13 protein-coding genes and 1 pseudogene are annotated in these 12,639 nt (G+C 67.9%); 13 read left to right on the top strand and 1 reads right to left on the bottom strand.

The annotated features are described in order from the left end of the window. From GJ630_RS18275 to GJ630_RS18235, 9 genes and pseudogenes are all read left to right on the top strand, one after another. A pseudogene (locus GJ630_RS18275) lies at positions 1–877 on the top strand (type II secretion system F family protein); the annotation flags it as partial. Between the two features lie 34 nt (positions 878–911). Then, on the top strand, positions 912–1,373 hold the full coding sequence (locus GJ630_RS18270; protein WP_014041061.1) for a hypothetical protein: 462 nt from the start codon (positions 912–914) through the stop codon (positions 1,371–1,373). Continuing rightward, positions 1,354–1,749, top strand: a complete 396-nt coding sequence (locus tag GJ630_RS18265; RefSeq protein ID WP_014041062.1) for a hypothetical protein — start codon at positions 1,354–1,356, stop codon at positions 1,747–1,749. The genes GJ630_RS18270 and GJ630_RS18265 overlap by 20 nt, the downstream gene beginning before the upstream one ends. After that, positions 1,746–2,618 carry a hypothetical protein gene (locus GJ630_RS18260; protein ID WP_174878660.1) on the top strand — a complete coding sequence of 291 codons (873 nt, stop codon included), beginning with the start codon at positions 1,746–1,748 and terminating at the stop codon, positions 2,616–2,618. The genes GJ630_RS18265 and GJ630_RS18260 overlap by 4 nt, the downstream gene beginning before the upstream one ends. Beyond that, positions 2,606–5,608, top strand: a complete 3,003-nt coding sequence (locus GJ630_RS18255; protein ID WP_371727902.1) for a hypothetical protein — start codon at positions 2,606–2,608, stop codon at positions 5,606–5,608. The genes GJ630_RS18260 and GJ630_RS18255 overlap by 13 nt, the downstream gene beginning before the upstream one ends. 50 nt (positions 5,609–5,658) lie before the next feature. Further along, positions 5,659–6,087, top strand: a complete 429-nt coding sequence (locus GJ630_RS18250; RefSeq protein ID WP_191450632.1) for a DUF5791 family protein — start codon at positions 5,659–5,661, stop codon at positions 6,085–6,087. Beyond that, positions 6,084–6,974 (top strand): SDR family oxidoreductase, encoded by an 891-nt coding sequence (locus GJ630_RS18245; RefSeq protein WP_064288854.1) that lies wholly within the window; start codon positions 6,084–6,086, stop codon positions 6,972–6,974. The genes GJ630_RS18250 and GJ630_RS18245 overlap by 4 nt, the downstream gene beginning before the upstream one ends. Before the next feature lie 49 nt (positions 6,975–7,023). Continuing rightward, entirely contained in the window at positions 7,024–8,208 is a 1,185-nt protein-coding gene (locus GJ630_RS18240; RefSeq protein WP_014041067.1) for a bifunctional oligoribonuclease/PAP phosphatase NrnA, read from the top strand. Positions 8,209–8,280: 72 nt separating this feature from the next. Continuing rightward, complete coding sequence (locus tag GJ630_RS18235; RefSeq protein WP_191450630.1) at positions 8,281–9,366, top strand: aldo/keto reductase; 1,086 nt, start codon at positions 8,281–8,283, stop codon at positions 9,364–9,366. On the opposite strand, the gene GJ630_RS19715 is transcribed toward GJ630_RS18235, so the two are convergent. Next, positions 9,367–9,537 carry an HVO_0758 family zinc finger protein gene (locus GJ630_RS19715; protein ID WP_004517187.1) on the bottom strand — a complete coding sequence of 57 codons (171 nt, stop codon included), beginning with the start codon at positions 9,535–9,537 and terminating at the stop codon, positions 9,367–9,369. A gap of 119 nt (positions 9,538–9,656) precedes the next feature. On the opposite strand from GJ630_RS19715, the gene GJ630_RS18230 reads away from it, so the two are divergent. From GJ630_RS18230 to GJ630_RS18215, 4 genes are all read left to right on the top strand, one after another. Next, positions 9,657–10,793: an MFS transporter gene (locus GJ630_RS18230; RefSeq protein WP_044951980.1), complete on the top strand. Its 1,137-nt coding sequence runs from the start codon at positions 9,657–9,659 to the stop codon at positions 10,791–10,793. A 32-nt stretch (positions 10,794–10,825) separates the two neighbouring features. Next, on the top strand, positions 10,826–11,296 hold the full coding sequence (locus GJ630_RS18225) for a hypothetical protein (protein WP_064288852.1): 471 nt from the start codon (positions 10,826–10,828) through the stop codon (positions 11,294–11,296). A gap of 89 nt (positions 11,297–11,385) precedes the next feature. Continuing rightward, positions 11,386–12,006 carry a CoA pyrophosphatase gene (locus GJ630_RS18220; RefSeq protein WP_014041071.1) on the top strand — a complete coding sequence of 207 codons (621 nt, stop codon included), beginning with the start codon at positions 11,386–11,388 and terminating at the stop codon, positions 12,004–12,006. 70 nt (positions 12,007–12,076) lie between these two features. Then, positions 12,077–12,639: luciferase (locus tag GJ630_RS18215; RefSeq protein WP_191450628.1), on the top strand; the 563-nt coding region annotated here is incomplete at its 3' end.

Here is a 12,639-nt window from a genome sequence, read left to right as displayed (position 1 = left end):
CGGTCGCGTTCCCGCCGGCGACAATCCCGCGAAGCCACCCGGACGTGCCGGCATCGGCACTCCCGTCAGTTGTGGTCGCATCGTCGCCGGAATCGGGGGGTGGCTCCTTGCCGGCGCGCTCGTCGCTGCGTGGGCGTCTCCTATCGGGGCACTCGGGGCCGGCGTCGGGAGCGCGCTCGTCAGCTACTACCGACCCGTCGCCGAGGTCCGGGACCGCGTCACCGACATCGAAGCGGGCCTCCCCGACGCGCTGTCTGCCGTCGGTCGACGGCTGGACCGCGGCCAGTCAGTCGAAGCCGCGCTCGTCGAGGCTGTCGACGAGACTCCCGAACCGACCAGCGCCGTCATCGAAGCCGCCGTCGCGCGTCAGGAGCGTCTCGGCACCAGCGTCGAGGGGGCGTTTCTGGGTCCCGGCGGCGCGCTCGCTGATGTTCCGAGCCATCGGGCCCGTCGGGTGGCGACGCTGCTGGATACGGCCGCGACAATCGGGCCACCGGCAGGGGAGTCCGTGACGACGATGGGAGAACATCTGGACGCGCTCCGGGCCATCGAGCGCGAGACGCGTCGCGACCTCTCGCAAATAACCGAAACGCTGTCGAACACCGCCGCGCTGTTCGGGCCGCTGATCGGCGGTGCGACCGTCGCGCTGGCTGGGTCGATGGTCGGCGGCGAGCAGTTCGCCACCGTTCCGAGCGCGCTGCTGGGACCGGTCGTCGGTTGGTACGTTCTCGTCCTGGCTGTCCTGTTGACGACGCTGTCGACGGGCCTGCACCGGGGCCTCGACCGGGCGCTCGTCGGCTACCGAACCGGTCTGGCGCTCCTGTCGGCCACGGCCACCTTCCTCGTCGCCGTGGTCGCTACCGGGCTGCTGGTCTGAGTGTTTAAATCGGAGGCCGCGGCCAGGCCGTTCTATGTTCGAGACGTACGTCGATACGCTGTACCTCTGGGTCGGTCTGGGAACGGTGAGCGTGGCCGTTCTTGGCGTCGTCGTCGGCCTGCCGACGACCGCACCGCCGGACGCGACGGCGACAGCCGCAACTATCGATGAGGTCACCACCAGCCCGCCCGGGTCCGTCGCACACCGACGAGTCGTCGCTACGGAGTGGCGGTTTAACGGGCGTGACCTCCGCCTTCGCAACGACGGCGGGACAGCCACCGCACGACTGATCCGAGCGGCTGTCCCGGCGCGGACCGACCGGCTACAGGCTGTGTTGAACGGTGAGCGACCGAAGGCGGTGTACGACTCGCCCGACGCCTTCCGTCGGGACACCCGCCAAACTCGGGCCGGTGACGACGGGTGGCGACCGGCCCCCGACCGACTGACGGTCAGGCACGTCGCCTGGGGAGGGACCGATGTCACCATCGTCGGATAGAGCGACGACAGAGCCGCTGGCCGCACTCGTCGCCGTCTTCGCCGTCACGCTCGGCGTGGCGCTGTACGCCGGCGTAGTAGACGAAGCATTCGGAACGCTCGACGACGACCGCAATATCGCCACCCCGACCGCCGATGCTGTGGAACAGCGGCTCTCGTCGGCCGGCATCGTTCAGCCCGGCGCGCTCGACACCGCGCTCGATGCAGTGCCGGCGAATTACCACGGGAACGCGACCATCACGGCGACGGCTGGCGGGCGATGGAGCAGTGGCCAGAAGCCACCGAGCAGCGCCGACACCGAAACCAGAACAGTGAGCGTGCAGGTCGGGCCGGGGGCAGTCCGCCGGGGAACGCTCACCGTTCGGGTGTGGCGATGACCCGAGCCATGAGCGCCGTCGCCGACGTGACGGTGTTTCTTCTGCTCGTCGGTGCGGCCGCAGGGACTCTCGTGAGCGGTGTCGGGGTGGAAAAGCCGGTAGCAACCCCAAACCCTGCGGCCGAGCAAGCGTCGGCGCTGGCGACGAGCACCGCGAGCGTCGAGTACGATTTGCTCGTCCCACCGTCCGACCGCCACAGGCCACCCGACCACGCCACGCGACGGCAGCGGACGAGTCACGGGACCGTCGCGGAACTGCTCGGTGAGGCGGCGATGAGCGGTGTCACCGTGGACGGCGAACGGGTATCGAGCGCCGGCACGGACTTCGAGTCACGAGTCGCTGCGGCAACGCGTGACAGACTCCACAGCCGCGGGCATCGAACGTCCGTCCGTGTCACCTGGGCACCGTATCCCGGTGCGCCAGTCAGCGGCGAGTACCGTGTCGGCGACCGGCCCCCTGACAGCGTGGACGTTCGGGCGGCGACGGTAACAGTTCCGAGCGGGATGGAGGCCGTCTCGGAGCCGGCCCGTGAAGCAGCAAAGACAGGCGGCTACGACGGCGTGGCGACGGTCGTAGCTCGGAGCGTCGTCGACGGGCTGTTCCCGCCGACACAGTCGCGGTACGCTCTCCGTGGCGACTACCCCTCGGACGTGCTGCTGGCCGCGCGGTACGAGCGCATGGCCGACCTGACGGGGGCGAGCGTTGCCGTTGAGCAGCAATCGGCGACAGAAATGAACCGCGACCTGACCGCGGCGCTCGCCGCCCGGCTTCGGACCGACATGCGGTCGCGGTACGACTCGCCAGCGGACGCCGCCCGCGCCGTTCGAGTGAGCCGTGTCCGCGTCACTGTCAGGACGTGGTCTCCGTGAGGGACGACACCCGCGGCCGGATCCCGTTCGCGTTGCTCGGCGTCCTCCTTCTGGTAAGCAGCCTCACGCTGGCCCCGACGTTCGTTAGCGAGCCGGCCCCGAGCGAAACAGCCGTCGAGCGGGCGCTGAATCAGGCCACGGCGGAGACGCAGGTCGCCGTGCGGGACGGCGTCTCGACAGCCGGCCGGCAGGCGGCCGCGAACCCGGTCGTCACGCTGGCCGATACGCCCACTGGCCGGGTGCTGAACGGCTCGACGGCGTTCCGGGACTCGCTCAGAATCCGCGCCTATCTCCGGGTTGCGGACCGACTGGAGCGCGTCACCGGCCGAAGCGGTGACGTAACCGTGACCGCCAGTTTGCCGACGGTTTCTAACGCGAGCGACCTCCGGGCTGCGAAACGTCGCGTCTCGGTCGAACGCGCCGGGCCGAACGAGACCGCGATGCGGGCGACGGTCGAGAATATCGTTCTGACGGTTCGGCGCAACGGAGCGGTGGTCTCGACACGGCGGGTTTCGCCGACCGTCGTCGTTCCGAACCAGGCGCTCATGCTCCACGACCAGGTGTCAACCTACCAGACGCGGTTGAACAACGGTCTGGACAAGCCGGGCCTGAGCCAGCGGATGACAGCGCGGCTGTACCCGATGGCGTGGGCGAGAGGATATGCCCAGTACGGCGGCGCAGGCGTCGAGAACGTCGTCGCGAACCGGCACGTCTCGCTGGCGACGAACGGCGCACTGCTCGGCGTCCAGCGGTCGACCTTCGGGCGGAGTGACCCCGCCGGTCGTCGTGCTCTGACAGAGGCGACAGCGATGACGGGAATCGAAGACGTCGTTCGGGGGAGCAGGGGTTCCGCTGTCTCCAGCGACGTGCTCGATCAGGCCGACTACAAACCGGTCAGCGAGACGCCGCCGCGCCCGAAGTCCACGGCCAGTCCGAGCCCGGGGGATTCGATGACCATCGGCGTCAACGAGACGGCCGACACCGCGTTCCGGTCCGTCACCGAGCCGTCGGCGCTCAACGAAACGCTCGAAGACGCGTACACCGTCGAGGTAGCGCTGGAAGTCGACGAGCACCGACTGGGCGGGGGGCCGCCGGGGAAGCCGGCCTCGCCGGGCAGCGAGTGGACACTAGTCGCCGACCGGACGACTACATCCGTTGAGGCGGTCGGGAACGCCAGCGGGGGTGTTGCGACGCCGGACGGCTGGCACAGATTGGAGACGTTCAGCCGGACCGTCGAGCGACAGTACACGCGGACCGCCGTTTGGCAGAACGGGTCAGTGCGTCGGCGCACGACTGTGTCGAGCACCGCGCGCTATCGCGTGACCGTCGCCGTCGTCGGCCGCCATCACGGCCGCTCAGTGGCACCGAACCGCTCGATTCGGACCGCACACGACGCCAGCGCAAGCCCGTTGAACGGGTCGAACCTCGCCGATGTGGAGCCGAAAGCGATGGACAGGCTCGTCGGCCACGCCGGGGGGAGAGACGAGACCGCCGAGCGAGTCGTCGACGACAGCCTGGGCCGGACGGAAGCGACGGTGACGGCCGACCGACCACCGGAACTGCACGAGTGGGTGTATCGGGACCTGATGGCTCTACGGGAGCCAATCCGCAACACGACCGTCACCGTCGAGCGCGGACGCGTCGGGACCTTCGAGACGAATCCCCCGCGGGAACTTCGGGAGCGGGTCGCACAGCGCCGTGCCGACCTCGCGGCCGTGCCGGACACCTACGACAGTACGGCCCAGAAGGCCCGCGCCGCGGCCCGGCTGACCTATCTGAATGCAGTGTTGACGGAGCTAGATAGGCAGGCCTCGGTTCGGGACAGTAACCGGAAGCGAGTCGACGCACAGCTAACGGAACGCACCGAGGGGTCGCTGCGTGCCCTCCGGAAAGGATTGACGGCCCGTGAGACGCGCGTCCCCCGGTCACGCCCGGTCCCGGTCGGTCCGGCCGGTCCCGTCAGGACGCGGGTCGATACGCAAACGCCGTATCTGACGCTGGCCGAACTGAACGAGAGTCGGTATCGCGCGCTGGACGGAAGCGAGCATCCGCTGGTGGCGCGGAACGCGAACGTGTTCACGGTCCCCTACGGCGACGCCGCCGACGCCGTCGTTGGCGGTGCGTTCGAGGGTGGCGATAGGGTGCGCCTTGCAACGGCAGCGAACGCACTCGCAGCCGCGAACGAAACCCTCGAAGACGAGTCGAGCGCCACGCTCGCTTCGGAACGTGATGCGCTCCAGCGGGAGGTGGAAGCGGCCAACGAGGAGCTGACGACGACGCTCTGGCTGGCAGTCTCCCAGCACACCGAAGCTGAACAGGACGAGAGCAAGGCCATTGTCGCTGAAGCGATGTCGCCGTGGAACACACCGGCGGCCCGAGCGCTGGCGCTGACCAACGGCTCCGCGCAGGAGCGGGTCGCCCACGTCGCCGGTGCCCGGCTGAACCTCACGCGGGTCGAACGCGACCGTCTCCGCCTGACGCTGCTCTCAGTCGACACGCCAGCGACCAGACCGACGCTGGAGTCGACAAACGGGACGGCCTCGGCGGTACGGTCCGTTGCGAAAGACGAACTGAGCAAAGCGCTGGCGAACGCAGGGGAACAGAAGGTCCAGCAGTTCGCGAAGAAGCGTCTCGGAACGGACAAACTGCCGGCTGGCCTCCCGCTGGCACCGCCGGTCACCCCCTGGTACGCGACGGCGAACATCTGGTGGGTTACCGTCAAGGGCGAGTACGCCAGGTTCGCCGTCTCTGCGAGTCACGGCCCGCCGAGGGAGCCAGGCGCACGGACCACCTATGCGCGTGACGGGCACAACGTCACGCTCGACGTGGACGACGACGGATCGACAGAGCGATTGGGTACCGCCGACCGCGTCTCGTTCAGCGCCGATACGGGCGTTGTCGTCGTGGTACCGCCCAAACCGCGCGGGGTCGGTGACAAGGGCGGGACCGCCGTGGAGGAATCGAGCGGGTGGCCGCACGCAGGTACCTGACCCCGGGCCGCATAACGGAAGTGAAATACCCCGGGGCCATACCGACACCCATGCTTCGAGGCGAGTTTCCGGACGCGGGCGAGCAGTCCCACGAGGAGTTACTGGCGGCCTACAGCACTGTGCTGGCCGAGACAGTCGAGACAGTCGGCATCGAGGAAATCGTCGCCGAGACCGATCTCGATCAAGCGACAGTGACAGCGTTCGCCGACAGCGATATCGGCGACCGAACGCTCGATGAGGCGGTCTCGGTCCTGGCGACCCACCCGAACCGGCCGGACGCCGACGCGCTGCAGGCCGAGGCGCAAGACATCCTCCTGATGGGGATGACGACAGCCGTAATGGACGTGGAATCGCTGGCCTCCGGCATCGACGACGAACTGGAGCCGAAAGAGATCCAGCAGAAAATCGAGGGTCGCTACCCGATAACACTGGCCGAGTACGCCCTCCTGCACAGCTACATCGAGGGGGAGAAGCGGTGACGGAACGCGTCGCCATTCTAGGCTGTGGCTACGTCGGCTTGGAACTCGGACGGCAGTTGCGGAGCAGCCACGAGGTCGTGGGCGTTCGCCGGTCCGACGACGGCATCGCAGCTATAGAGGACGCCGGCTTCGAAGCGGTCCGCGCCGACGTGACCGACCCCGAGTCGCTGTCGGCGGTGCCGGACGCCGACTGGCTCGTCTTCGCCGCGAGTTCCGGCGGCAGGGGAGCTGAGGCCGCCCGCGAAGTGTACGTTGAGGGACTCCGGACGGCTATCGACCACTTCTGGTCGCGGGCGGACCCGCCCGAGCGACTGGTGTACACCTCCAGCACCGGCGTCTACGGCGACCACGACGGCGCGTGGGTCGACGAAGAGACGGGGCTGGACCCACAGACCGAGAAGACCGAGGTACTGGCCGAAGCAGAGCGCGTAGCCCGTGAGCGCCCCGTGGAACACGGCGGCCACGGCTCGGTCGCTCGCTTCGCCGGCCTGTACGGCCCGGACCGCTACCGACTGGAGCGGTACCTGGAGGGACCGGTGACGGCCGGCTACCTGAACATGGTCCACCGGGCCGACGCGGCCGGGGCCGTGCGCCACCTGCTGACGGGAGACCACCGGGAGGAAGTCGTGCTGGTCGTCGACGACGAACCCGTCGAGAAGTGGGCATTCGCCGACTGGCTGGCCGAACAGTGTGACGTCCCGTTCCCGCCGAAACAGACGACAGCGGAACGACTGGCCGACGACAGCCTCTCGGAGACGGCGAAGCGCCGTATCCAGACGAGCAAGCGATGCTCGAACAATCGGCTTCGGGAACTGGGCTACGAATTCGAGTACCCGACCTTCCGGGAGGGGTACCGCGACGCCGTCCGGGAATACCGGCAAAATTAGCTGTATCGGGGGCGAACTTTATTACTGATAGGCTGGCGAACAGCGTGGTATGACACGCGTTGCCGCCGGCGGACTCCAGATCGACGCCGCCGCGGCGTTCGCTAGCGAGAACCCCCTGCTGGTCGCTGGTGTCGCTGTGGTTCTTCTCGCCCTCCTCGGTGCCGGCATCTGGTTGCGTCGGTATCTCAGCCGAACGCCCGGCGAGCGACTGCGTCGGACGCTGACCGGCTACGACCGGATCGCGGTGTTGATGCACCCGAACCCGGACCCGGACGCGATGGCCTCCGCGCTGGCCGTCAACCAACTCGTCGCCGGCACTGATACGTCAGCGTCGTTGCTGTACCCCGGGGAGATACGCCGCCCGGAGAACCGGGCCTTCCAGACGGTGCTGGATCTGGATTTCGACCACATCGAGACTGTCGACGACATCGACGGCGAGGCAGTCGTCCTCGTCGACCACAACACGGCACGCGGCTTCCCCGGTGCCGAAGAGATAGAACCGGTCGCCGTCATCGACCACCATCCCGGCAACGGCAGCGGGGACGAGTTCACGGACATCCGGTCCGATTACGGGGCCTGTGCGACCATCTTCGCGAGCTACTTCAATCAGTTGGAGTTCGAGTTCAGCGACACACAGGGGAACGGGGGTATCGATATCGACGCGTCACCGGCAGAGACCATCCCCTGTGCGCTGGCGACGGGGCTGATGTACGGTATCCAGTCGGACACCCGGTCGCTGACCAACGGGTGTAAGTCCGAGGACTTCGCGGCTGCCGCGTACCTCTACGATGGGATGGACAGCGACCTGCTCAACCGCATCGCGAACCCGCAGGTCGACGCCGAAGTCCTCGACGTGAAATCCCGAGCCATCGGGAAACGAGAGGTGCGAGCGCCCTACGCGTTCAGTGATGTGGGCGAGGTGTCGAACACGGACGCGATTCCGCAGGCGGCGGACGAACTGGAGACGTTAGAGGGCGTCTCGGCGGTCGTCGTTGTCGGCGAGAAGAAAGGGACCATGCGCATCGCCGGGCGCTCGCGGGACGACCGGGTCCACATCGGCCGGGCGATAGAGGCCGTCGTCGACGATATCCCGATGGCCGAGGGCGGCGGCCACGCTCGGATGGGCGGCGGCAAGGTCCCGGTCGAGCACATGGCCGGCCTCGGCCCCAGTAACGGCGTTTCCCGGGAAGATTTCCGCGAGCGGGTGTTCGATGCGATGAGCGGCGAACTGTGACAGGCGACTCCTGCGCTGTCGCCGACTCCAGTGAATCTCTGTCCTTTTGTCACTGCCCGACCAACACCCGGTATGGCCACACGGGAGGCGACCTGGGCGTACCGGGACGACCACGACGAGTTCGCGCGCACGTTCTACCGGCGGTTCGGCGACGGCGTCGTCTCCAGCATCGGCATCGGAACGTACCTCGGCGACCCGACCGACGAGCGGGACGCGAGTTACCACGACGCTATCGTGACGGCACTCGAATCCGGCATCAACGTCGTCGACACGGCGATAAACTACCGTCACCAGCGCTCCGAGCGGGTCGTCGGCGACGCCGTCGCGGACGCCGAGGTGGACCGCGATGCGATTGCCGTTGCGACGAAAGGAGGGTTCATCCCGTTCGACGGAGAGCGCCCGGCGGACCCCGGCGCGTTCGTCCGGTCGGAGTACCTCGACACCGGCATCGTGGACCGCGACGACCTCGTCGCGGGCCAGCATTGCATCGCGCCCGACTACATTGACGACCAGGTCGACCGCTCGCTCGCGAATCTGGGGCTGGACACCATCGACCTCTACTACGTCCACAATCCGGAGACACAACTGAAGTCCAAGTCCCGTGAAGCGGTGTACGACCAGCTAGAGGCGACCTTCGAGCGACTGGAGGAGCGCGCTGCAGCCGGCGACATCGAGTACTACGGTGTCGCGACGTGGGAGGCGTTCCGCGTGGCCGCTGCCCACGACAGCTATCTCTCGCTGCCCGAGGTCGTCGAGCGCGCACGCGCCGCGGCAGAGACGGTCGGCAACGCGGCGACGCATCTCCGCGCGATTCAGTTGCCGTTCAACGTCTCGATGGCCGACGCGTTCACCGTCGAATCCCACGACGGCGCGGAGGGGGCGCAGTCGGCGCTGTGGTTCGCTCACGAGGCCGGGCTGGACGTGTTCACCAGCGCATCCATCATGCAGGGCAAGCTGGCCGCAGCGGTCCCGGACGACGTGGCGGCGAAGCTCTCGGGCGAGACGAGCGCACAGCGCGCCATCAACTTCGCACGCAGCGCGCCGGGCGTGACCTGTTCGCTGGTCGGCACGGGCTCGGTCGAGCACGCCCGGGAGAACGTCGATGCCGGTCGGTACGAGCCGCTCGGTGCGGACGCGTTCGACGCCGTCTTCGAGTAGCTAGCTGAGTTCCTTCCACTTACCGTCGCACTCGGGGCAGACGCGCACTTTCCCGACCTCGTCCGGGTCGTTCTCCGTCGCGAGCGGCTCGTCACAGCTGGTACAGGAGAGCCGTCCGTAGTTGTCCTTCTCGACGTCGCCGGCCCGGAGGGCCTTCCTCACTGAGTCCATACCTGCCAGTGTGCTACCCGCGTGTAAAAACCCCGTGGCGGCGTTCCGGAACGTTGTTCATGGCTTCCGGTCTATCACCGGTCGTGTCTCGTCGCCGTATCTTCGGCTCGCTGTTGGGGATGGTGTTCTGCATCAACCTCGCGAGAGTCGTCTTTGCACCACTTATCGAGCCGATCCGGGCGACGACGGGTGCGTCCGATGCGACGCTCGGACTGCTCGCAACGATGGCCTGGGCCGGGAGCGCCCTCCCGAGGCTTCCCACCGGCGTCCTGCTGACCCGGATATCGCGGGCGAAGGTCATCTTCGGCTCCGGTGTCGTGTTGACGCTCGGGACGACGTTCACCGCGTTCGCGTTCGACCCGACGTTGTTGCTCGTCGGCGCGTTCACTATGGGGCTTGCCAGCGGCGTCTACCTGACTGCGGCGAACACGCTGGTCAGCGAACTGTACCCGGAGCGGCCCGGCCGCGCCCTCGGGCAACATGGGGTCGCTTCCCAGCTCGCCGCCGTCGGCGCGCCGGCGCTGATCTCGTTCGTACTCATCGTCGGAACGTGGCGGACCGCGCTGCAGGGGATAGCGGTCGCCGCGGGACTGGTGACCATCGCGTTCACGCTCATTGCGAGACGCTCGCAACTCCCCGACGCCGGGAGCGAAGACCGCGACCTCCTCGGCGCGGCGCGCGCCCAGTGGCACATCATCGTCACCAGCGTCGCCACCATCGGCGTCGCGGGCCTGGTCTGGAACGGACTGTTCAACTTCTACGTCACCTACGCCACGAGCGTTGGGCTGTCCGCGGGGTTAGGTCGAACGCTGCTGTTGCTCGCGTTCGGCGCCGGCGTACCGGCCTTCTACGTCAGCGGTCGGCTGGCCGACCGTCTCCCGTCGATTCCGTATCTCCTGACGATTCTGGCGGCCTTTACCGGCTGTGTGCTGGTGCTCCCGTCACTGACCGGATTCTGGTCGCTGGCCGCGTTCAGCGTCGTCGTCGGCTACGTCATCCACAGCATCTTCCCGGCGGTGGACGCGTACCTGCTCGGCTCGCTCCCGGACCGCCACCGCGCGAGCGCCTACGCCACCTACGGCGCGGGAATGATGGTGATGCAGGCCCCCGGGAGCGCGCTCGTCGGCCGACTGCTTGATGCCGGCGTCACGTTTCCGACACTGCTTCGCGGCATGGGAATCGCGTTGCTCGTCGTCCTCGTTGCGATGGTGTCGCTGCACCTCGACGGTCGCCTGCCGAGCGCAGCCCGAGCCTAAAGGCTGAAGCCGCTCGGTGCCGCGTCACCTGTATGGACCTGCAACCGGACGAGCTGGCTGGCGTCGTCGACCTCTTCGGCTCGCTCACCAGAGCGGAACTCGTCGACGCCTGCGGCGAACTCGCCTTCAAGCAGGGCGTCGACGCCGACCCGGACGCGGTCGCGGCGGCCATCGACGGCGCTATCGACTCGTATCACCTCGTCGCCGTCGACGACCACGCCGCCGATACAGACGAGACGCTGCTGGTAGTCGGCCCCGTCGCGTTCCCGGCTCTGCCCGACGGCGCGGCCGATCTCCCGCACATCATGGACGTACCGTCCCGCGACCTTGCGCGCGACGCCGTCATCGAGGCCGTCAAGTCCCGCTTCCGAGAAGACGCGGTAATGGCAGTGAAGAACAGCGACGAGGACCGCGTCGAGACACTGCTCGACGTGAGCTACGATATCGAAGCCTGGGAGAGCGTTGAAATGGACGGCCTCCGCGACCGTCTGGACGACGTGTGAGCCCGACATCCGTATTCTGCACCATTAAATCGGCTAGTTCGCAGGAGTGAGCCACCCGAATTAAGACGCTCGGGTACCTACGATGTGCTATGCAGTTCGACCGGGTCGCGGCCCACGAGCCAGTCGTCGTGGACGACGAGCCACAGGAGGCCGCCGTCATCGCCCCGGTGGTCACGCGACCCGAGGGCGAGGCGATACTGTTCACGAAACGCGCTGACCACCTGTCTGACCACCCCGGGCAGATGTCGTTCCCCGGCGGCGGCCGCGAACCCGAAGACGAGGACCTGCTGCGGACGGCGCTCCGGGAGGCCAACGAGGAGATCGGACTCGACCCGCTGGCAGTCAACGTCGTCGGCCGGCTGGACGACATCAGGACCATCACGCGCTACTCCGTGCGCCCGTTCGTCGGCCGGATCCCGGACCGCGACTATCTGCCCTCGGACGAGGAAGTCGCCGAGATCGTCCCCCTGCCGGTGTCGGAGCTGACGGACCTGGACAACTACGAGTCCGAACACCGCGACCATCCCCACTACGGCGAGATACGGCTCCACTTCTTCTACGTCGACGGCTACACCGTCTGGGGCGCGACGGCGCGGATGCTCGTCCAGTTGCTCGAACTCGCAACCGACTGGCGGATGCCGCCCGAGCCGGACCGCTACATGGAGCCGGACGACGACCTCCCGCCGAGCGTGCGCGACGAAGCTGAGTGACACAGAGTGGGTTGTGGTAGGGCCGAGAGCGACAGGATTTTGCGACCCCGAGACGTTGATCGCGTACTGGATGACCACGCTTACCGGTGCGACACTGGCGGCCGCCGGCATCGACGCGGTGGCGCTCAAGCCGACAGAAGTGGACGTGTCCCGAGCGACGGGGCTCGACATCGAGACGCTCGCAATCGATTACGAGGGGGCGTCTCACGTCCCGGAGACAGACACTATCGAACGACTGGCGTCGACCGCCGACGTACGCGTCACCACGCCAGTCCGGGCCGACGGCTTCGATCCGCTGGGAGACGACAGCGGGTTCGACGCGCTGCCGGCCGGTGCGGGACACGTACTGGTCGCCGGCCACAGCGCGTATCTCTCGGAGGACGAGGCCGAACGGGCCGTCGCACCGCGGTTGCGGGCGGCCGTCGACGACGCCAGCGACCCCTGGGTCGGCACCGAGGGCATCGAACGCCTCGCGCTGGCGGTCGGGGGCACGCAGTACGAACTCCTCTCCCGGACGACGGCCCGCGACGTGCGGACGCTCCGGACGGCCGGCTTCGAGGGATCGATTGCCGTCTACGCCCCGCTCGTGCTCTCGAACAGCGAGGACGCGATGCTGGACGCCGTCGGCGACTA

Source organism: Haloarcula sp. CBA1122, from assembly GCF_009741785.1.
In the GTDB taxonomy this organism is placed as follows: Archaea; Halobacteriota; Halobacteria; order Halobacteriales; family Haloarculaceae; genus Haloarcula; species Haloarcula hispanica.
This window is presented reverse-complemented; position numbering and strand designations above follow the sequence as displayed.